Genomic DNA, 20985 nt, shown 5'->3' with positions numbered 1-20985 from the left:
GCCGATGATCTGTGTACGTGCCGTCAGTTTGCTCGGGGCGGGCACGGCGGCCCCGTCCGTGCGGGAGACGCTGGCGGAAGAGTTGCGGACCCAAACTTGTCCGGCATCGAGACGGGTGAACCCACCAGGCTACGGAGATCACGGGCACAACGGCGACGCCGTCAGTGCCCGCACCGTGTCCGCCGGGTCTATCTTCGCGCAAAAGCGCCTCCTCGAAGCCCTGTTTCGCAGACCCTTTTACTTAGTCAACTGGCTGATCCGATATCACATCCGGGACATCCGCACACGCTGGCTGACCAGCACTCTCCTCGACTACCGAGAGCAGTACCGCACTGCGCTGGCGGTGAAGGTCCAGTGCTCGCTCGCGCTCGTCGTCCTCGTCATCACCGCGACAATCGCAATGATCACCGCGATGCAGACCGTTCCGCTGCGCACCGTGCTCCTCACGGCCGTCGCACTGGCCAGTGGACGTGCTGCCACGTTGAGGTGGTTCCACATCATCAGCGAACGGCGACGCGTGGCCGAAGACTGGCAGGAGTACGAACAACGCGAGCGAGCTCAACAAGAGGAACACCAGCGCTGGAAGAACAAGTTGGATTCCACGCGCCCGTCCGAGCACGAGATGGAAACGTGGCTGAACCACGACAAGACGCTATTCCTCGACCACGCGTTGCAGCGGTACAAACTGGCCTGGCGAGACATCATCGCCCATGCCTTCTTGCAGACCCCGGGCAACAAAGCCAAGCGAGCTCGAGTGGATAGGGGCCCCTGGCGTTACTCCACGTACCGCATCCATCTTTTCCTGATCACTTACAACGGAGTGCGCGAAGTCAACACCGAGCTCGACTTCGAGCACGCGTCGTTCCACGGTCACGAACGCCACGACTACCGCTTCGATGCGTTTTCCTCGGTCCACGTCACAGAAACCAACGAACTCAAGTACACCTTGGAACTGACCTTGACCAACGGCCCCAGCAGAGAGCTCCACGTCAAGGGGAACCCCGACGAGCAGCAGCCGACCTCCGAGGCCCATCCCCGCTCCTTGTCCCGGATGAACCTGGATACTTCCGGATTCACCCACACCTTGCACATCCTCGAAGGAATCGCCTCGGAAGGGAAGAACTGGATCCACCGCTCCCCCGACCGACCGGACAGTTGACTACAAGAAGCCACGACATGAACGTCGAACCGCAACTCCCCGAGCTTCGCGGGGAACTGCTCCGCAGAGCCGAACGCGATCAGCACGTCCGCAAGGCGCTGGGCGCTGGGCGCTGGGCGCTCCACCCACTCCCGAGCAATGGGACATCGTCAAGGCAGTGGACGCCGAAAACACCCCGTGGCTGGCCGAGGTCATCTCCGACCATGGCTGGCTCGGCATCCAGCTGGGCGGCAACGACGGCGGACACGCGGCCTGGTTGCTCGCCCAGCACGCCCCGCTGGAACTCCAACAACTATGGCTGCCGCTCTTGATCCAGTCCGTCAAGGCCGGAGATGCCGCAGCAGTCGACCTCGCCTACCTCGAAGACCGGGTCCGAATCCGGCAGCAGCTTCCGCAACGACACGGGACCCAATGGCAGGTGCGCGACGGCCAGCAGCGCCTGTTCCCGCTGGAAGACCCGAACCGCCTCAACGAGCTGCGCAAAGCCCTGGACTGCCCGTGCTCACCGACGACGACATCACCCGAGCCTGGCCAGCTAGATCGGCCCACGATCAAGGCAACCGCGAGCGACCGTGGCAGCGGCCTCGCTGTCTCTACGGCGACCGCGGATACGACTACGACCACCATCGACAAGCCTTGCGAGATCGGGGACTCGTTCCACGACTCGCTCGCAAGAACACCGGTCACGAAATCGGGCCTCAGTGCGGTGCACCGAGTCGTGGAACGCCTTTCACCTGGCTACATCAGTAGAAACGTCTCCGCACCCACCTGACGGAACGCGTTGTTGCCCGCCGCGGCTATCCCGGCCAGGTGGTGCGGCACGGAGCTGACCGCGGTCGCGGTCATGGGCGTCACCACCGCCCCCCACGCCGAGGCCCATCAGGACCAGCCGCCATGCCACGGGCAGGAAGGACGTGGCGGCGTCCACAGTGGTCAGATCCGAACGCTGCATCGTGGGCCGGGACATGCCACCCGGAACCGGAGTCGAATCGACGACCCAGTGATTGTCGAACCAGAAATCGCTGTCGTGGACCAGTTCCCGGATGATGCGTTTGATCAACGGTAACGCCGCCCGGAGGCGCTTGTTGTAGCCGGGACGCCTGGGGCAGGTACGGCTGATTTAGATTGATCTTGGACCTAAAGACGTCCCGTAATCGGGGACTGATCGGGTAGTGGATCATGTGCGGGTGCAGTGATCGAGGGTTACCAACCAACGTTCACGGGGTTGTCGGTGCGGGTGGCTCGGCAAGCTGGTGGGCATCGTGCGAGGTCGTGGCGCTGAGCAGACCGGTGCCGGTCGTCGGTGGGATTACTCGTTGGACGACCGGGTGTTGCTGGTGACGGTGTACTCCCGGACCCAACTGGCTCTTCGGCAGGTCGCGTTGCTGTCGATGACTTCAAGTCCGCGGCCGGGCGGGTCGTGGAGCACCTGGGCCCCTCTCTAGCGTTGTCGTCAACCAAGCGCAGGCACAGCACCGAAACGGTGTTGATCGTGGACGGCACTCTGGTTCCCCACCATGACCGCAGCATGAGTACGTCGTCGAAGAACTACCGGTACTCGATCGACCTGCAGGTTGTCATCGACGCCGACACCCGCCTGACCGTCGCGATCGGCAGACCGTTGCCGGGCAATCGGAACGACTGCCCGGCCTACACCGAATCCGGTGTCGACCAGGGCTGCGTAGGAGCGCACGTGATGGCTGACGGTGGCTACCAGGGCAGCCGTGAGGTGCTCACAGTTGTACCGCAAGCCCGGCGACGGCACCGAAACTTCCCGCCTGGAAGGAGGAACTCAACACGGTTCACAAGCGCGTCCGAGCCCGCGTCGAACCTGCCCTGGCACATCTGAAGTCCTGGGACATCCCGCGCAACTGCCGACGCAAACACGACGGCGTCTACTACGCCGCCAGCGGAGCAGCCCTCATGCGCAACCTCGCCGTGCCCCACTGAACGCCACCGCCACCACCCGGACTGCATTTCCCACTACACACCACCAATACTTGATCACTACGGGACAGGCTTTGGCCGGGCGTTTGCACCGTTGGCCATCGGCGCTTCCTGTGGCCGGGACACGAGTTTCAGAGTTTCTTCCAGGCTTCGGTGAGCACCGCGCGCAGGATCTGTTCGATCTCGTCGAAGTGCTGTTGCGTGGCGATCAGTGGTGGCGACAGCTGGATGACGGGCTCGGCGCGATCGTCGGCGCGGCAGTACAGGCCGGCCTCGAACAGGGCGGGAGAGACGAAACCGCGCAGCACCCGTTCGGCGTCGTCGGCGGTGAAGGTCTCCTTGCTGGCCTGGTCCTTGACCAGCTCGATGCCATGGAAGAACCCGGCGCCGCGCACGTCTCCGACGATCGGCAGGTCACGCAGCCGGTCCAGCGTGGCCCGGAAACCGGCCTCGTTGTCACGGACGTGGGCGTAGATCCCCGCCGACTCCAGAAGGTCGAGGTTGGCCAGCGCGACAGCGCACGAGACGGGGTGCCCGCCGTAGGTGGAGCCGTGGGTGAAGCTGCTGCCGTCGGCCAGGAACGGCTGCATGAGGCGTTCGTCGGCGATCATCGCGCCCAGCGGAGCGTAACCGGACGTCAGTCCCTTGGCGACGGTGATGATGTCGGGCTGGTAGCCGTACCGTCGGGCACCGAAGTCTTGGCCGAGTCGCCCGAACGCGCAGATGACCTCGTCGGAGACCAGCAACACGTCGTAGCGGTCGCAGATTTCGCGCACGCGTTGCCAGTACCCGGGCGGGGGCGGGAAGCAGCCTCCGGTGTTCTGCAGCGGCTCCAGGAACACCGCGGCGACGGTCTCGGGCCCCTCCATCTCGATGGCGGTGGCGATCTGGTCGGCGGCCCAGCGGCCGAAGGCCTCGTAGTCGTCGGCGTGCTCGGGAGCGCGGTAGAAGTTGGTGTTGGGGACCTTGACGGCGCTGGGCACGAGCGGTTCGAAGTCCTGCCGGGCCGCCGGGATACCGGTGATCGAGAGCGCGCCCTGGGAGGTGCCGTGATAGGCCAACGACCTGCTGATGACCTTGTGCTTGGTCGGCTTGCCGGTCTTCTTGAAGTACTGCTTGGCCAGCTTCCACGCGCTCTCGACGGACTCGCCGCCGCCCCCGGTGAAGAACACCCGGTTGAGATCCCCGGGGGCCTGGGTGGCGAGGCGTTCGGCGAGCTCCACGGCGCTGGGGTGGGCGTGGGACCACAACGGGAAATAGGCGAGCTGCCGGGTCTGGCGGGCTGCCGCCTCGGCCAGCTCCTCGCGGCCGTGCCCGACCTGCACCGCGAAGAGCCCGGCGAGACCGTCGAAGTAGCGCTTGCCGTGCTCGTCGTAAATGTAGACGCCCTCACCGCTCGTGATCACGGGCATCGGGGTATCGGCGTAGGTGGCGTGGTGCGCGAAGTGCAGCCAAAGGTGGTCGCGAGCTCGGTCACCGAGCGAGCGCTGACCGGCGGTCGCGGTCTGGGCAGCGGGGGTCTCCGTTGCGGTCATGATCAACCTCATGTTCTCATTGATTGCGGATTTCATTGTATCTAAGCATATTTACAATGAAAAGCGTTGCATTATGGCGATACAAGGTGGAGATATAGTGGCTAATCAGCGGCACACCTTCGCCCCCACCGGTACGCGTTTACTGCAGCACGTCCTCCAGTGGGCTGCTGGTCAGCCCGTGCACCTCGGCGACCGGGGCGTTGAGCAGCGTGCCGTCGTGCGTGTTGAGCCCGAGCGACAGCGCCTCGTCGTCCCGGCACGCCTGCTGCCACCCGTGATCGGCGATACGCAGCGCGTACGGCAGCGTCACGTTCGTCAGCGCCTGCGTGGACGTGTTCGGCACCGCGCCCGGCATGTTCGCGACGCAGTAGAACACCGAGTCGTGCACCCGATAGGTCGGGTCGTCGTGCGTGGTGGGGTGCGAGTCGGCGAAGCACCCGCCCTGGTCGATGGCGATGTCCACCAGCACGCTGCCCGGCTTCATCTGCGCAACGAGCTGGTTGGACACCAGCTTCGGCGCCTTCGCGCCCGGGATGAGCACGGCCCCGATCACCAGGTCGGCCGCCTTCACGGCTTGCTCCACGGTGTAGCGGTTCGACGTCACCGTGCGGAGCTGACCCCGGTAGTCACGGTCGATGTCGCGGAGCTTGTCGACGTTGGTGTCCAGCAGCTCGACGTCGCAGCCCATGCCGAGGGCGACGCTGGCCGCGTTGAGCCCGGCCACACCACCGCCGATGACCACGACACGTGCCGGGTGCACGCCCGGGACCCCGCCGGGCAGGACACCGCGACCACCGCTCGGGCGCATCAGCGAGTAGGCCCCGACCTGGGGTGCGATCCGACCGGCGACCTCGCTCATCGGCGCCAGCAGCGGCAGGCCGCCGGACGGGGTCTGGACGGTCTCGTAGGCGATTGCGGTCACCCCGGAGTCCATCAGGGCGCTGGTCAGCCGCGACGACGCCGCCAGGTGCAGGTAGGTGAACACCACCTGGTCCCGCCGCAGCCGCGGGTACTCCTCCTCGATGGGCTCCTTGACCTTGAGGACCAGCTGACCCTCAGCCCACACCTCGTCGGCGGTTGCCAGGATCTTGGCGCCCGCCGCGAGGTAGTCCTCGTCCGGGATGGACGAGCCCGCGCCTGCTCCTGCCTCGACGAAGACGTCGTGGCCTCGGCCGGCGAACTCGTGCACACCTGCTGGTGTCAGGGCCACGCGGTACTCGTTGTTCTTGATCTCGCGCGGTACGGCGATCTTCACGACGGGTCCTTTCTGAGGGGTGTTGGCAGGGAGGAACTGTTGAGGCAGGGGCGTGTTGCATCGCCGGTGAGCAACCGGGATGATCGGGTTGTGTTACGGAATCCGTCTTCCCGTCAGTCCGATACATCGGAATCCGCACCGGTTGCTGCGAGCAGTGTGGATGAGATCTCCAAGCTCATCATCGAACAGCTGCAGCAGGACGGGCGGCGTTCGTACGCGGCGATCGGGAAGGCCGTGGGGTTGTCGGAAGCGGCGGTGCGCCAGCGGGTGCAGCGCTTGCTGGATTCCGGCATGGTGCAGATCGTGGCCGTCACCGACCCGTTGCAGCTCGGGTTCCTCCGCCAGGCCATGATCGGGGTGATCGTGTCGGGTGACGCCCAGCGGGTCGCCGACCGCCTGGCCGAGATCCCCGAGATCGAGTATGTGGTACTCACGGCCGGGTCCTTCGACATACTCGTCGAGGTGGTGTGCCGGGACGACGACCAGCTGCTGGACGTGATCAATCAGCGGATCCGCGAGCTCGACGCGGTCACGCGGACCGAGACGTTCGTCTACCTCAAGCTGCGCAAGCAGACCTACGCGTGGGGAACCCGGTGACCGCGCTCGCTCAGGACAGGCTGGTCATGACGTGCTTGACCCGTGTGTAGTCCTCGAGCCCGTACAGGGACAGGTCCTTGCCGTAGCCGGACTCTTTGAACCCGCCGTGCGGCATCTCGGCGACCAGCGGGATGTGGGTGTTGATCCAGACGGTGCCGAACTCGAGTTCGGCACTCGCGCGCATGGCGCGGGCGTGGTCGCGGGTCCATACCGATGAGGCCAGTCCGTAGCGGACGTCGTTGGCCTTGTCGAAGGCTTCCTGCTCGTCGGTGAAGGACTGCACCGTGAGCACGGGACCGAACAGCTCGTTCTGCACGATCTCGTCATCCTGGCGCAGGCCGGATACCACTGTGGGGGCGTAGAAGTACCCCTCGTCGCCTATTCGCTCGCCGCCGTTGTGGATGGTGGCGTGGTCGGGCAGGCGGTTGACGAATTCAGAGACCTTGTCCAGTTGTGCGGCACTGTTGAGCGGGCCGTAGAAGGCGTCTGTATCGCTAGGCGGCCCGGTCCGAGTGGAGCGGGCTTGCCCGGTCAGCGCCGCGACGAACTCGTCGTGAACCGATTCGTGTACGAGCACTCGGGTGGCGGCGGTGCAGTCCTGCCCGGCGTTGAAGAACCCGGCGGTGGCGATCCCTTCCGCAGCGATGCCGAGGTCGGCGTCGTCGAAGACCAGCGCTGGCGCCTTACCGCCGAGTTCGAGGTGGACGCGCTTGACGTCCTGGGCAGCCGTCGCGGCGACTTCCGTCCCGGCGCGGACCGAGCCGGTGATGGAGGCCATGGCCGGGGTCGGGTGCTCGACGAGGTGCCGGCCGGTGTCGCGGTCACCGGTGAGCACGTTGAAAACGCCGGGCGGTAGGAACTCGGCGGCGATCTCAGCCAGCAGCACAGTGCTCGCCGGCGTGGTTTCCGACGGCTTGAGCACCACCGTGTTGCCTGCGGCCAAGGCCGGCGCGATCTTCCAGATCGCCATCAGCAGCGGGTAGTTCCAGGGGGTGACCTGCGCGCAGACGCCGACGGGCTCGCGGCGCACGAACGAGGTGTGACCGTCCATGTACTCGCCCGCGGAGCGACCTTCCAGGGTCCGGCACGCTCCGGAGAAGAACCGCAGGTGATCGAGCACCATGGTCATTTCCTCGGCGTGTGTGAGCCCGATCGGCTTGCCGGTGTTGCGGCTTTCCACGGCGACGATCTCGTCGGCTCGCTGCTCGATGGCGTCGGCGATGCGCTGCAGTGCGTTCTGCCGTTGCGCCGGGGTGGTTCGGCGCCAGTCGCGGAACGCCTTGGCCGCCACGGCCGTAGCACGATCCACGTCGGCGGGCCCGGACAGGGCCTGCTCGGCATACACCCGGCCGGTCGCCGGGTCGACTACCTCCAGGGTGCGCCCGTCGCTGGCCGGGACCCTCGTGCCGTCGATGACGTTGTCAAACACCTGCTCGGTCGACACGCCCACACCTCTTTCATCACGACCACTGAATACGTTGCCGTCATCGTGCACGACAACGCTATCGATGGCAAGACAGCCATAATGCGAATCTTTCCGTTGTGCATGCCTTGACGGACCACAGTGTCGGTGTCTTCAATGAAGCGCCATACGTGAGCCCCGCCACGTCCGGGGTTCCCTTCGAGTGGTTCCAGCCTGTGTGAGAAAGACGAGGTAAGCCCCGTGCAGACCAACAAGGATGACCCACCCGGTCAGGTCGAGGCCGCACCGTCGGACAAAGGCCTCGCACGCGGCACGATCGGGACGATTTCCGGCGCGATACTCGGCGTCTCCTGTGTCGCGCCCGGCTATGTGCTCACTGCCAGTATCGGGCTGATCGTCGCGTCGGTCGGCCTGAAGATGCCCGCCATCTTCCTCGCCGGGTTCATCCCGATGTTCCTGATCGCCTACGCCTACCGGGAACTCAACAGCGTTGCGCCGGACTGCGGAGCCTCGTTCACGTGGTCGACCAAGGCCTTCGGCCCCTACGTCGGGTGGATGTGCGGCTGGGGCATGGTCATCGCGACCATCATCGTCCTGTCCAACCTCGCCGCCGTGGCGGTGGAGTTCTCGTACCTGTTCTTGGCGCGGCTGCTCGGCAACCCAGCCCTCGCCGCGCTACCGGACAACAAGATCATCAACATCGTCACGACACTGGCGTTCATCGCGATCGCGACCGCCGTCGCCTATCGCGGCATCACCATGACCGAGCGCGTCCAAACCGTGCTCGTCGGCTTTCAGATGCTGGTGCTGGGGGTCTTCGTCGTCCTCGCGTTCACCCACGTGGCCAGCGGCAACGCACCCGTCGACCTGACGTTCAGCCTCGGCTGGTTCAACCCGTTCACCGGCTTGTCCGCCGCCGCGTTCGTCGCCGGGGTCACCGGCTCTATCTTCGCATTCTGGGGCTGGGACACCTGCTTGACCCTGGGCGAGGAGTGCAAGAACCCCGCCAAGACCCCCGGACGAGCTGGCCTGCTGAGCATCGCCACAATCCTGGCCACCTACCTCCTCGTCGCCCTCGCCGCGATGATGTACGCCGGCATCGGGCAGACCGGGCTCGGGCTCGGTAACCCGGACACCGCCGACAACGTCTTCGGCGCGCTGGCCGGACCGATCATGGGCCGCTGGGCTGGACTGCTGCTGTTCCTGGCCGTGCTTGCCTCCAGCGCGGCCAGCCTGCAGACCACGTTCCTGCCTGCGGCCAGGACGATGCTCGCGATGGGAAGCTACGGCGCCTTCCCCCGCCGGTTCGCCAGCGTGCACCCGCGCCACCAGGTGCCCTCATACAACGCCGTCGCCGCCGGCGTCGCGACCTCGCTCTTCTACGTCTTCACCACGATCTTCAGCGAGCAGACGCTGTACGACACAATCGCCGCGCTGGGCATCATGATCTGCTGGTACTACGGCATCACCGCCTTCGCCTGCGCCTGGTACTTCCGGCACGAGGCCCTGGCCAGCGTGCGCAGCTTCGTGTTCCGGATCACCTTTCCGGTGGTCGGCGGCACCATGCTGCTCGCCGTGTTCGCGATCTCGGTGCGCGAGAGCATGAGCCCCGACTACGGCAGCGGCGCGGCCATCGCCGAGATCGGGTTGGTGTTCTACCTCGCCTTCGGAATCCTCGTCCTCGGCGTGGTGCTCATGCTCGTGATGCGCATACTCCGTCCCGAATTCTTCCGCGGCCACACGCTCCGTACCGCCACGTCGCGCTCAGAATCATGTGCCAGCGACACCACGACGCCCGTGCAGGACCGCGTCGGCTCGCCATGAGCCCACCCAGGCAGAGCGACATCCAGGTCGTCGAGGTGATCCCGGAGCCGCAGCGTCGCATCGCGATCGAAGAACAGGCAAAACGGTCCCGTTGCCCTGGGCTCAGGGGCAACGGACACTCCTTCTTCAACTCCGCGATTTTCGGGGCGGGGATGGAATGACCACGACCAAGTCCGGGAGGACGGTTCTGGGAATCGCAGTCGCGATGCATCATGGACCAGTGCGACGGAAACCAGCCCCAGTACCGGCCGTGGCCGTGGTCATCTTCTCGTTGCTTGCCGTCGTGCTCGGCGGTTGCCAGCAGCGGTTCGACGGCCCCAAGCTCAGCCTAACGACCGGGAGTTCATCAGCGGTCTATCACCAGCTCGGTGAGGTGCTGGCCCCCGCGTGGGCCTCCGAGCTCGGCATGACGCCGCCCGCGCTCATGACCAGCGCAGGGTCGGGCCAGAACGTGAACCGCCTGCTTACCGGCCAGGCCGACCTCGGGTTTTCCGCCGCGGATGCCGCCGCGAGCCGGATGGTCCGCCCCGGCGGCGAGCGCCTCTGCGCTCTCGCCCGTATGCACGACGACTACCTGCAGGTCGTGGTGCCGAGGGAGGCACCCTTGCACAGGCTTGCCGACCTTCGGGGGCTGCGAGTGTCCGTCGGCCCGACCCACTCCGGAGTCCAGTTCGTCGCCGACCGCGTACTCGCGAAGGCGGGGCTGTCAGCCACCGACCTTCGCCGCGAGGAACTGCCCCTAGATGAGTCCGCAGAGGCGCTGTACCGCGGTGACATCGACGCGTTCTTCTGGTCCGGCGGAGTCCGGACAGAGGACATCAGCAAGCTCGCCGAGCGGATGTCGATCCGACTGGTCGACCTCTCGGACATCCTCCCTGCCATGCGGGCCGAGTACGAGGAATACGGCACGGCGACCATCCCCGCGTCAGCGTATAACTTGCCCGCGCCTGTCACGACCCTGCTGGTGCCCAATTTCCTGCTGGTGACCGACCGGATGCCCCGCGAAGTGGCGGAAGCACTCACCCGCGGCGTCTTCGAAGCCCAGCCTGCGCTGGCCGCCGCGAACGGCGCGGCTCGGTCGATCGGCGTTCGCTCGGGCATCGAAACGATGCCGATTCCCCTCCACCCCGGTGCACTGGACTACTACCGCTCCGTCTCGATTTGACGAGCCGCTCTGATTGCGGTTGCGTCGGTGGTCATCGCGATTGATCCCCGGGGACCCTGAGCGTCATCCGGCTCGCGGAAGCTCGATCAGCACCCGCAGTCCGCCGTCGTCCGGAAGTTCCAGGCGAAGCGTCCCACTGGAACGCTCGACGATGCGCTGGACGATTGCGAGCCCGAGACCCGATCCGGACACGTTCTGGTGGCTGGGGCTTCGCCAGAACCGGTCGGCGGCCCTGGCCACCTCGGCGGGTTCCAGACCCGGCCCGTGGTCGCGAACCGAGATGACGACAGTATTCCACTGCTGGCGCGCGGCCACCTCCACTACGTTCTGGCCGACTCCTGGGGATTCGGCGCTGAACTTCAACGCGTTGTCGATCAACGCGTCCAGAACCCCGTCCACGGCACGCGAAACGGCGGACACCAACAGCTCCCCCGACGGGGCGTCCAGGCTCAACTGGACATCCCGTGCGGCAGCCGCTGCCCTCCAGGTGTCCACCCGTTCACGGACGATCGCGCCTGCATCGGTCACGACAGGCTCCGAGGATGCTGACTCGGCGCGCGCGATGGCCAACAACTCCTCCAGAATCTGGTTCAGGCGCTGGGTTTCGGCGACCGCCGCCGTGTAGTCGTCCGCAGCAGCCGGTTCGATACCGTGCTCCAAATTGGACAGACGAATTTGGAGTGCGGTCAGCGGGTTGCGCAATTGGTGCGAGGCATCGGCGATAAATGCTCGTTGTGCCGCGAGAACATCGCTGACACTGGCGGCCATGTAATCGAAGGAGCGCACCAGCTTGCGCAACTCGGCTGGCCCGGTGTCCGCCGCGACTGGGGTGAACGGTGCCCCGCCGGACACCGTCGCCGCCACCCGACCGGTCGCCTCGTCCAGCCGCCGGATCGGACGCAAAATCCAGCGCGACACCGGCAGGGCGAGCAGAATCGCCAGTCCCAAAGCAAGAACGCCACCGGCCAGGATCACCGACCACCAGACGAGCACGCGTTGCCGGAACTGGATGGTCGGCGAGATCGTCACCACCGCACCACGTACCTCGCCGTCGGCCAACACTGGTACCGCCAGCACCAGAGGTTTGTCCTCCCAGGGCGAAAGCCACCCGACCGACTCGGGACGCCGGCCAGCCAGTGCGGTGTTGATCTTCGACCGCACATCCGCGTCGCCGAGCTGTGATTCGGTGGCGGTCCAGGCGCCGAGCCTGCCGTCCTGATCCACCACCGCTGCGCCGATGCCGTGCACTTTCTGGTATCGCCCCAACACCTGGTTCAATCCATCCAGCTGGCTTTCCAGCAGGGGACGCTGGGCCAGCGAGGCCAACCGCTCGGTCACCGTCAGCCGGTCCAGGAACAGCCGCTGGTGCTCACTGCTGGCCACGCTGAATGTCAGCGGGATACCCAGGCCGAGCACCACGAGCACGACCAGGAACAGGACGATGGCCAGCAACCGGGATCGCACCGCGCAAGCCTCCGTCAGTCGTCGTCTCTGGACAGTCTTGTCTCGGGAGGGTATGGGCTCAGATGATCAGCAACCACCCACGCAGGCTCTGAATCCCACCTCAGGTGCCGGTGGCCAGGCGGTAGCCCACGCCACGCACCGTCTCGATCAAGCCAGGGCGATCGATTTTGGTGCGCAGGGTGGCGACGTGGACGTCCAGCGTCCGGTTGGCTCCTGACCAGGTTTCACCCCACACTTCGGCGATCAGCGTCTCCCGCGTGCACACATCGCCACCGGCCGCCGCGATCGCCGACAACAACTGGAACTCCTTGCGGGACAACGAGATCGGCGTTCCGGACACGGACAATTCGAAGCGGGCGAGGTTGATCTCGACGTCCCCCACCCGGATTGTTTCGGGCCGAGCCGGCGACTCCGGTCGCCGCCGCAGAACAGCATGGATCCGGGCCACGAGTTCCCCCACGTCGTAGGGCTTGGCCAGGTAGTCGTCCGCACCGGTCCGCAGTCCCAAGATGCGATCGTCGACCATGCCTCGCGCCGAAACCACGATGATTACCGCATCGCTTCGCTGCCGCATGGTCCGGCACAGGTCGAAACCGTCGACGTCGGGCAGTCCCAGGTCGAGGAGAACGACCTCGGAACCGGGCAGCCTCGCCAGGGCTTCCCGTCCAGTGGCCGCCCGGTCGAGGTTCATGCCGTGCCTGCCCAAGGCGGGTTTCAAGGCTGCGGCAACGCGGTCGTCGTCTTCCACCAGCAGCACGCGCACCTTCAACCTCCGCCCCACCCGTGTCTGAGAATCTTTCACGTCTCCCAGCTTGTCCGCGAGAGAAATCTACATGTTCGTCCTCCGCGGGCAGGTTCTACCTTAAGCCTTCATCAAGTCTTCTGGACTGTCCTCACAGGGCCCGCTTAGGTTCCCTGCAACATCGTACGGATGGCTGCTTCCTCAAGATGTGCTTAACGCCCAGTGACGGTGTTCGGGCATGGGTGTTGGCAGTCGTGACAACCCTCGCCTCGGCCGGGGCCGCCACAGCTGACCTGTTCCGCCGCTCGAACACAGCTCGGCTCCGGTCCGGAGGCCGTCGGGTGTGTCCGTGACGATGTTGCCGCAACCTTTAATTGTCGAAGGGTGATTATGTCTGCCGAAACCATCGGCTTCGCGCTCCTGCTGTTGGGCGTGCTGCTGCTCGTGGCCAAGCTCATCCGAGTGAGGTGGCGATTGGCGCAAAGACTGTTCCTGCCGGGCTCGATCATCGGCGGCGGGATCGCCCTACTGCTCGGTCCCGATGTGTTGGGCAACATCGCCTCGGCCCTGGGCACCGACCGGTTCGCCGAGGGAGGGATTTTCGGAACGGAGATCCAACAAGTCTGGTCCGAACTGCCCGGCCTGCTCATCTCGGTAGTCTTCGCGGGCCTGTTCCTCGGACAGAAGATGCCCCGGGCACGCGACGCCGGGCGACTCGCGGGCCCCCAGGTCGCGTTCGGAGTAGTGCTCAGCAGCGGCCAGTACGTCGTGGGGCTGCTGCTGGCTCTGCTGCTGTTGTCTCCGGTGTTCGGGCTACCCCCCTTGTCGGGCGCGCTTATCGAGATCGGTTTCGAGGGCGGGCACGGCACCGCCGCCGGCCTGGGCAACACGTTCGCCGAGGCCGGGTTCTCCGAAGGTCAGGACCTCGCGCTCGGCATGGCCACCATCGGTCTGCTATCGGGCATCGTCCTCGGTATCGTGCTGATCAACTGGGGAGCCCGCAGCGGCCACACTGCGGAACTGCGCGCGGATGCCGCACCATCGGCGACCGAGCGGATGGGCCTGGTGGAAAAGAAGAACCGCCGGGCCGCCGCCACCCTAACCGTGCACCCCTCCTCCATCGAACCGCTCGCGTTGCACTTCGGTTTCCTGGGGGTGGCCATCATCATCGGCCAAGTCCTGCTGTGGGGACTGCAGGCGCTGGAGAACATGCTGTGGGTCGAGACCATCGAGATCTTCGGCTACGTTCCCCTCTTTCCGCTGGCGATGCTCGGAGGCATCCTGCTCCAAGTCGTCATCGACCGTTTCGATCGGGAGCAGATCGTCGACAGGTTGATGATCGCCCGGATCCAGGGATTCGCTCTGGACACGTTGATCCTCGCGGCGCTGGGCACGCTGTCCTTGGAGGTCATCGCCGAGAACATCGTCCCGTTCCTGCTGCTGGCAGGGTGCGGACTGGCCTGGAGCGTCGGCGCTTTCCTGCTGCTGGCGCCGCGGATGCTGCCAGACTACTGGTTCGAGCGGGGCATCGCCGACGTCGGCCAGTCGATGGGTGTGACGGCCACCGGCTTGATCCTCATGCGCATCGTCGATCCGGAACTGCGTACCCCGGCCTATCCGGCTTTCGGGTACAAGCAGCTGCTCATCGAACCGTTCTTCGGCGGCGGACTCATCACCGCCTCGGCGATCCCCCTGATCGCACAGTTCGGCCCGATCCCGCTACTGATCGCCATGACAGCATTGTTGGTGACCGCGTTGTTGGCGGGACTGCTGTACTTCGGTCGCCGCCCGGCGCCGTCAGCGCCGGAAGCAGCGCGCACTCAGCAGACGTAGCGTTCCCCCTGCCCCTGCCCCTGCCGTGACGCCGCATTTGCGAGCTCCGAGCGACACCTCTTGCGATCGCGTCGTGACCAGGACTTGCCCGTCCCGTTGGCGCTCACGCGCTTCAGGCTTCTCGCTCCCGTTCAAATGACGTCAGCGGGATCGTTGCGTATTCGACTGTGGCCAATTCTGGGGACTGAGTAGTAGCGGTCCAGGATGCTCCTACCTGGAGCTAGCCGTGGCCGCTGGCTCGCTGGTGGTGTCCGCTGTCGGTGGGTTCGGCCTGGTGCTGGGTGGCCCAGGAGGCGAGGATGCGCAGCCTGTCGTGGGTGGGGGTGCCGGGCTCGGCGGTCCAGGTGACGAGGTGCTGGTCGGGGTCGCTGGTGCAGGTCAGCGTGTCCCAGTCGAGGGTGAGCTCGCCGACGACGGGGTGGTGCAGGGTTTTGGTGCCGATGCGCTGGTTGGCGACGTGGTGCTCGGCCCACCACTGGCGGAAGTCCGTGTCGCGCACTGACAGTTCGCCGACCAGCTCGGTCAGACGCTGGTCGGCGGGGTAGCGAGCGGCTTCTCGGCGCAACAGGGCCACGCTGGTGCGGGCCACGGATTCCCAATCGGCGTAGAGGGTGCGCATGTGCTGCTCCGGTGAGCAGGGCGGCCGCCAGGGGGTTCCAGGCCAGCACATCCATGCGCCGCCCCAGCACGAACGCGGGGGTGAATCGCAGGTCATCGAGCACGCGCTGCAGGGACGACCGCACTGCTTGGCGCGCGCGTCGACGCAGCCGCGTGGCGTCCTTGCCCGCGAGTTCGGAAAGATACTCGCGCTGGGCGTCGTCGAGGTGCAGCACCCGGGCCAGCGCATCGAGCACCGGTGCGGAGGCGGGCATGCGGCCCTGCTCCAGTCGCGTGTAGTAGTCGGTGCTGATCGCGGCCAGCTGAGCGACCTCCTCGCGGCGCAGCCCCGGCACGCGCCGCTGGCTGCCGGTATCGGGCAGTCCCTCGTGGTGCGGGCTCAGCTCGGCACGTCGCGCCTTGAGGAACTCCCCGAGCTCAGCGCGGTGAGCTCTGCTACTGCTCATGACACCCATCCTCGTCTCGTGCGATCGGCGCCGCACCCCGCCCGTGCGATTCCGGATGGGGTGCGGCGGATCGGTTCAGAGGTGCTTGCGGTAAAACGGGATCAAGTGCTCCAGCGCCTTGCCCGTGGCCTCGGGCCGGTCGTAGAGGTCGTAGTGCGACGCGCCGTCGACGACTACGAGCTCCTTGTCCTTCGAGGCCGCGCGCCCGTAGATCTCGAAGCCGGCCCGATAGGCGCCGAAGCCGCCCGGCCGATCACCGACCACGACGCACATCGGCTGGGTGAGCAGCACCTCGGCCCGGTCGAAGGCATCCCAACCGGCCAACGCCGCCTGCCGGGAGAACAGGAAGCTGGTCGCACCGTTGTCCGCACGGCCGCGATCGGTCTTGTAGTACTCGGTGGCCTCGCGCACGTCGATGTCCGTGACTCCCGCCTCCTCGGCGGCCTGCGGCGACGGCGGCAGCAGGTCGTTGACCACCGCTTCCTGCCCGCGCGCCTCGGCGGTGCGCTGCGCGGCAATGGCCTCCAGCGCACCCAGCGGGTCGTAGTTCACGAACCCCTCGCGCATCATCCGGCCGACGTTGGCCGCAGTGACGGCGCCCAGCGCCTTGATCCGCCGCTCGGTCATCGCCGCGTTGATCGCGTAGCCACCTCCACCGCAGATGCCCAGTACCCCGATGCGGTTCTCGTCGACGTAGGGCTGGGTGACCAGGTAGTCGATCACGTAGCTGAAGTCCTGCACCCGGAAGGCCGGGTCCTCGGTGAACCGCGGCTGGCCACCGCTTTCACCCTGGAAGCTCGCATCGAAGGCGATCGCGACGAACCCCTGCCGGGCCAGCTCCGCGGCGTAGACGTTGCCGGCAGTCTGCTCCTTGCAGCTGCCAGTGGGATGGGCGCTGATCACCGTGGCGTAGATCCGGTCGCGATCGAAGTCCGGCGGGAAGTAGATGTCCGCCGCGAGATCCCAGGCCAACGCCGTGATATTCACGCGTTCGACGTTGTCGGAAGACATGGTCTGCACTCCTCGTGTTTGCCGCGGGCCCGACGTCAGGGCCGTTGACCAGCGGATTCGATGCCGTACACCCCTCACTGTGGAGCGGCGCGGCCCCGTGTGGCAGGGATAGTTCCTTCCCAGGAAGCACCGTGCCCCGGGCGGAACGCGCGCCGAACCGTCCAAGCTCAGAACCCATTCTCGGCGGAGGCGAGGACGAGGAATCCTTCACTGTGCGCTGTGTTCACCGGCTGCGTAGCGCTGCCAGGTGGCCCCGGATTGGGCGGCCAGGGTCTCGGTGGTGTTGGGGTGGTAGCCGAGCATTCCGGCGACTACGGGTGCCGGGGCCTGGAGCAGGCGCTGGCGGATGGCCGCGGTGCGGCCGTCGAGGTTCGGCAGCCGCACGCGGCCTTGAAGATGGTCACGTCCCGAACCGCCGGCAGCCAGCCCTTGCGCCCCAGTTCCCGTTTGCGGGCAATCTCCGCGTCGGCGTAGTCGAACAGGGCCTGCAACTCCTCGCGGGTGAAAGCCCGCTTGTCCGGTTCGGCTCCGACATCGGCGACGTGCGCCGCACCGTTGACCTCGTTGATCACCTGCCCCGGGTGCGTGCCGAACCGCTGCTCGCACTGCTCGGCCCACCCGTAGCCCTCCAGCATGGCTTGCCAGACCTGTTCCTCGGGTGCAGCAACGGCACCCATCGGCCAGATACAGCCGCGCCGCTCCCGGTGGGCGCTCGTCCTTGCTCACCCACACTGCCTTCCACTGGTCGCATTCGGTGCGAGTACGTCGCATTCAATGCGATTGGTGATCAGCGGCCCTGCTCAACGACTACGCACCGCGAGCCGGCACACCGCCACCCCTGTGGGTGCGCTACGGTCGGCCGCACATCGCGGCGACAACGCCCCAGCTCGGCGGACTTCGCTGCCGCGTTTCGGCCCGAAATCACGGCGTGGCCAGTTCTCATCAGGTGCGATACCACCTGCTTGAAAGTCCGAATGAAAGAGGTAGTCGTGAAAGTTCGCACGACTCTGATCGCGACAGCCTGTTGCATGACGCTCGTGACAGGGCCGGCGTTCGCGGGACCGGCGCCGGGGCTGACACCGCCGGCGAAGGCGCCGGTCGCGGTCGGCAACGACGGTGCGGTGTCCACCGTGAACCCCTACGCCTCGCAGGCCGGAATCGATGTGCTGAACCAGGGCGGCAACGCGGTGGACGCTGCGGTGGCTGCCGCGGCGGCTCTGGGTGTGGTGGAACCGTACTCGGCGGGCGTCGGCGGCGGTGGCTACTTCACCTACTACGACGCCCGCACGCGCCAGGTGCACACCATCGACGGCCGCGAAACAGCGCCCGCAGCCATGCGATCGGACTCCTTCGTCGACCCCGCGACCGGCGAACCGACCCCCAGAGACCAGGCGATCAACTCCGGGCTTTCCGTCGGCGTGCCCGGCACTCCGGCGACGTGGCAGCGGGCGCTTTCGAAGTGGGGCACCCGCTCACTCGGGGCGGCTCTGCGCCCGGCGACGCGGATCGCGGACAAGGGTTTCGTGGTCAACGAGGAGTTCCGGGCCCAGACCGAGATGAACGAGGAGCGGTTTCGAGACATCACCCCGACCGCGCGACTGTTCCTGCCCGGCGGGCAGCTGCCGGAGGTCGGCTCGCGGTTCCGCAACCCCGACCTCGCCGACACTTACCGGCTGTTGTCGCGGGAAGGCGTGGGCGCGCTGTACCGCGGCGAACTGGGTCGCGACATCGTGCAGACAGTGCAACACCCGCCGACAGCACCAGACGCCGACCGCGTGTTCAGACCGGGGTTGATGCAGACCAACGATTTGGCGCAGTACCGGGCGCTCGACCAGGAGCCCACGCGCTCCCACTACCGCGGATTGGACGTCTACGGCATGGCACCATCCTCGTCTGGCGGCACCACCGTCGGCGAGGCACTGAACGTCCTGAACAACTTCCAGCTCTCAAGTGCCGACCGGGTGCAGGCACTACACCACTACCTGGAGGCCAGCCGCATCGCATACGCCGATCGCAACCGGTGGGCGGGTGACCCGGCGTTCTCCTCCGTGCCGACTTCCGGCCTGCTGTCGGAGGAATTCGCAAAAGAGCGCGCCTGCCTGATCAGCCCGACGTCCACGTTGCGGAGCCCGGTCGCGCCCGGCGACCCCAACAACTCGGGTAGTGGATGCAGTACCCGAGCTCAGGAAAGCGGGAACTCCCACGAAGGCCGTTCCACCACGCACCTGGTCACCGCCGACCGGTGGGGCAACGTGGTCTCCTACACGCTGACCATCGAACAGACCGGCGGCTCGGCGCTTACCGTGCCGGACCGGGGTTTCCTGCTCAACAACGAGCTGACCGACTTCAACTTCGAGCCGACCACGCCGGGCGTGCCGGACCCGAACTTGCCAGAAGGCGGCAAGCGCCCCCGCAGCAGCATGTCGCCGACGATCCTGCTGCGCGACGGCAAGCCGGTCCTCGCCGTTGGTACGCCCGGCGGCGCGACGATCATCACCACTGTGTTGCAAACCCTGATGAACCGGCTTGATCTGGGCATGAGCCTGCCGGACGCCATTGCCGCGCCCCGCGCCTCACAACGCGACAGGGAGAAGAGCGAGGCAGAACCGGCGTTCATGGACTCGCCGGAGCGGTCGGAGCTGGAAAAGCTCGGTCAGCGCTTCGAGTTCGCATCGACGACCTTCACCCCCACACCCGAAATCGGCGCGGCCACCGGCCTGGAGTTCCTGCCGGGCGGTGCGATCCAAGCCGCGGCGGAGCCGAGACGGCGCGGCGGCGGCTCCGCGATGGTGGTGACACCCGCGAGGTGACAGCCCGCCGGTTCCTCCTGCCCCGGCCGCTGAGAACGCGCGACCCGCGTCCTCAGCGGCCGGGCAAATCGGCGACGACCTAGGGTCTGTCCGATCACACCGACGATCTTGCAGGACCCCCACACCCCACACACAAGATCAACCAGCCACCACCTGGTACAAGCCGTGGCCGGTCCGGCGGAAGCCCGTCGGCGCGACGCCCACCGAACCTAGTTGGGCCGCCTCCGCGCAATTGCGGCCCCTCTCTTGGCCAAGGTGGAGAGTCAAGGAATCGTGACCGACCGGTGCGGCTGGGTCGCCGCCTCAGTCGGGTCTCCATCGATCGATCGCATTCCGCTTACCGACCGGCTCGACACCGACCATCTGTGGGTCTGTGGGTGCCAGCGTTCGGCAACTGCACCCTGGAACCAGTGCCAGAAGGTGTTCTCCGCCGTCCTCACGGCGAGAGCCACACCGAACAACGCAGGTAGTACTGGACGTTCGTGATTTCCGGCGCCCTGCCCTGACAACGCATCGCTCCTCAGGAAGCTGGACGTATCCTCTCAGCCGACGCCATACGGACATCTTGCTGGATCTCGCCGAGAACCAGGCGGTGAGAACTCCCGCGGAGCTCGCCGTGAAGTTGTTCTCAGACCGCACTCGCGTGATCACAGTGCGGGTGGAGGCGTCCCGACTGCGCAAGCAGTTCGGCGATCTACTTGACCACCGCCCTACCCTACCCATTTTTACCAAACAATCGACGTCACCCTCCTGCGATGAATCGTCGGACTGTTTGCCAACACCGGTGCGCGCCTGTCCGAGGTAGCCGGATTGACTCTCGACGACATCGATCTCAAGACCGAATCAGTCATCTACCACGGGAAACACCCTCTGTGGCAGAGCCGAGCCATAATGATGTTGCGCAATACAACGACACGTTGCTGTGGGAGCGTCCAGTGGAGGCGCATCCGCTTGCTGTCAAGAGGAAGGGGAGGTCGACCACAGAGCTACCGCCAGGTAGCAAAATGCAGCGTACAGAGCGTGGCGAACCAGCTGCCACAAGCAGACGGACCCACCCGAGACGCCTCGACGAAACCCTTGACGGCCATCCACCAGTCAGCGATCCTTGTTGCCTATTACGATACGCGTTCTGCTATACGCAACACTGCAACAGGAG

General features: G+C 66.2%; 14 protein-coding genes and 2 pseudogenes. 8 read left to right on the top strand and 8 right to left on the bottom strand.

Annotated features, from left to right (window positions below; translation table 11 throughout):
• The first annotated feature begins 4 nt into the window (after nt 1–4).
• The 3 genes and pseudogenes from ACYVAN_RS12275 to ACYVAN_RS12265 all read left to right on the top strand — a co-directional run bounded on the left by ACYVAN_RS12275 (nt 5) and on the right by ACYVAN_RS12265 (nt 3109).
• Entirely contained in the window at nt 5–1159 is a 1155-nt protein-coding gene (locus ACYVAN_RS12275; protein ID WP_460958935.1) for a hypothetical protein, read from the top strand.
• A complete protein-coding gene (locus ACYVAN_RS12270; RefSeq protein ID WP_460959955.1) occupies nt 1062–1931 on the top strand; it encodes a DUF6624 domain-containing protein in 870 nt (289 codons plus the stop codon). Before ACYVAN_RS12275 ends, ACYVAN_RS12270 begins: the two co-directional genes overlap by 98 nt.
• Nucleotides 1932–2351: 420 nt before the next feature.
• Nucleotides 2352–3109: pseudogene (locus tag ACYVAN_RS12265) on the top strand (transposase).
• A 128-nt stretch (nt 3110–3237) separates the two neighbouring features.
• Here ACYVAN_RS12265 and ACYVAN_RS12260 read toward each other — a convergent pair.
• Both ACYVAN_RS12260 and ald read right to left on the bottom strand, forming a co-directional pair.
• Nucleotides 3238–4641 carry an aspartate aminotransferase family protein gene (locus ACYVAN_RS12260; RefSeq protein WP_460958933.1) on the bottom strand — a complete coding sequence of 468 codons (1404 nt, stop codon included), beginning with the start codon at nt 4639–4641 and terminating at the stop codon, nt 3238–3240.
• A 139-nt stretch (nt 4642–4780) separates the two neighbouring features.
• Nucleotides 4781–5896: an alanine dehydrogenase gene (gene ald / locus ACYVAN_RS12255; RefSeq protein ID WP_460958931.1), complete on the bottom strand. Its 1116-nt coding sequence runs from the start codon at nt 5894–5896 to the stop codon at nt 4781–4783.
• Nucleotides 5897–6052: 156 nt separating this feature from the next.
• Here ald and ACYVAN_RS12250 point away from each other — a divergent pair, with 156 nt between their 5' ends.
• Nucleotides 6053–6493, top strand: a complete 441-nt coding sequence (locus ACYVAN_RS12250; protein WP_460958929.1) for an Lrp/AsnC family transcriptional regulator — start codon at nt 6053–6055, stop codon at nt 6491–6493.
• 10 nt (nt 6494–6503) lie between these two features.
• Here the strand turns inward: ACYVAN_RS12250 and ACYVAN_RS12245 are convergent, their stop codons facing one another.
• Complete coding sequence (locus ACYVAN_RS12245; protein WP_460958927.1) at nt 6504–7937, bottom strand: gamma-aminobutyraldehyde dehydrogenase; 1434 nt, start codon at nt 7935–7937, stop codon at nt 6504–6506.
• Between the two features lie 219 nt (nt 7938–8156).
• Here ACYVAN_RS12245 and ACYVAN_RS12240 point away from each other — a divergent pair, with 219 nt between their 5' ends.
• Nucleotides 8157–9740: an APC family permease gene (locus ACYVAN_RS12240; RefSeq protein WP_460958925.1), complete on the top strand. Its 1584-nt coding sequence runs from the start codon at nt 8157–8159 to the stop codon at nt 9738–9740.
• A 220-nt stretch (nt 9741–9960) separates the two neighbouring features.
• A complete protein-coding gene (locus ACYVAN_RS12235; RefSeq protein WP_460958923.1) occupies nt 9961–10905 on the top strand; it encodes a TAXI family TRAP transporter solute-binding subunit in 945 nt (314 codons plus the stop codon).
• A gap of 63 nt (nt 10906–10968) precedes the next feature.
• Here ACYVAN_RS12235 and ACYVAN_RS12230 read toward each other — a convergent pair whose 3' ends face one another.
• A complete protein-coding gene (locus tag ACYVAN_RS12230; RefSeq protein ID WP_460958921.1) occupies nt 10969–12369 on the bottom strand; it encodes a sensor histidine kinase in 1401 nt (466 codons plus the stop codon).
• A gap of 100 nt (nt 12370–12469) precedes the next feature.
• Entirely contained in the window at nt 12470–13171 is a 702-nt protein-coding gene (locus ACYVAN_RS12225) for a response regulator transcription factor (RefSeq protein WP_460958919.1), read from the bottom strand.
• 330 nt (nt 13172–13501) lie between these two features.
• Here ACYVAN_RS12225 and ACYVAN_RS12220 point away from each other — a divergent pair, with 330 nt between their 5' ends.
• Nucleotides 13502–14944, top strand: a complete 1443-nt coding sequence (locus tag ACYVAN_RS12220; RefSeq protein ID WP_460958917.1) for a sodium/glutamate symporter — start codon at nt 13502–13504, stop codon at nt 14942–14944.
• 220 nt (nt 14945–15164) lie between these two features.
• On the opposite strand, the pseudogene ACYVAN_RS12215 reads toward ACYVAN_RS12220, so the two are convergent.
• The 3 genes and pseudogenes from ACYVAN_RS12215 to ACYVAN_RS12205 all read right to left on the bottom strand — a co-directional run bounded on the left by ACYVAN_RS12215 (nt 15165) and on the right by ACYVAN_RS12205 (nt 17696).
• A pseudogene (locus ACYVAN_RS12215) lies at nt 15165–16008 on the bottom strand (helix-turn-helix domain-containing protein).
• A gap of 75 nt (nt 16009–16083) precedes the next feature.
• Complete coding sequence (locus ACYVAN_RS12210; protein WP_460958915.1) at nt 16084–17019, bottom strand: alpha/beta hydrolase; 936 nt, start codon at nt 17017–17019, stop codon at nt 16084–16086.
• Between the two features lie 311 nt (nt 17020–17330).
• Nucleotides 17331–17696: a hypothetical protein gene (locus ACYVAN_RS12205; RefSeq protein WP_460958913.1), complete on the bottom strand. Its 366-nt coding sequence runs from the start codon at nt 17694–17696 to the stop codon at nt 17331–17333.
• Nucleotides 17697–18047: 351 nt separating this feature from the next.
• Here ACYVAN_RS12205 and ggt point away from each other — a divergent pair, with 351 nt between their 5' ends.
• Nucleotides 18048–19829 carry a gamma-glutamyltransferase gene (gene ggt, locus ACYVAN_RS12200; protein WP_460958911.1) on the top strand — a complete coding sequence of 594 codons (1782 nt, stop codon included), beginning with the start codon at nt 18048–18050 and terminating at the stop codon, nt 19827–19829.
• Nucleotides 19830–20985: the final 1156 nt, after the last annotated feature.

This window comes from Parasphingorhabdus pacifica, assembly GCF_054779195.1.
The sequence above is the reverse complement of the archived record's forward strand: the minus strand, read 5'-3'. Positions and strand labels throughout refer to the sequence as shown.

Coding starts and splice junctions, on each gene's coding strand:
- ACYVAN_RS12205 (WP_460958913.1), bottom strand. CDS start 17,696: ATGGGTGCCGTTGCTGCACCCGAGGAACAGGTCTGGCAAGCCATGCTG.
- ACYVAN_RS12275 (WP_460958935.1), top strand. CDS start 5: ATGATCTGTGTACGTGCCGTCAGTTTGCTCGGGGCGGGCACGGCGGCC.
- ggt (WP_460958911.1), top strand. CDS start 18,048: ATGACGCTCGTGACAGGGCCGGCGTTCGCGGGACCGGCGCCGGGGCTG.
- ACYVAN_RS12210 (WP_460958915.1), bottom strand. CDS start 17,019: ATGTCTTCCGACAACGTCGAACGCGTGAATATCACGGCGTTGGCCTGG.
- ACYVAN_RS12220 (WP_460958917.1), top strand. CDS start 13,502: ATGTCTGCCGAAACCATCGGCTTCGCGCTCCTGCTGTTGGGCGTGCTG.
- ACYVAN_RS12260 (WP_460958933.1), bottom strand. CDS start 4,641: ATGACCGCAACGGAGACCCCCGCTGCCCAGACCGCGACCGCCGGTCAG.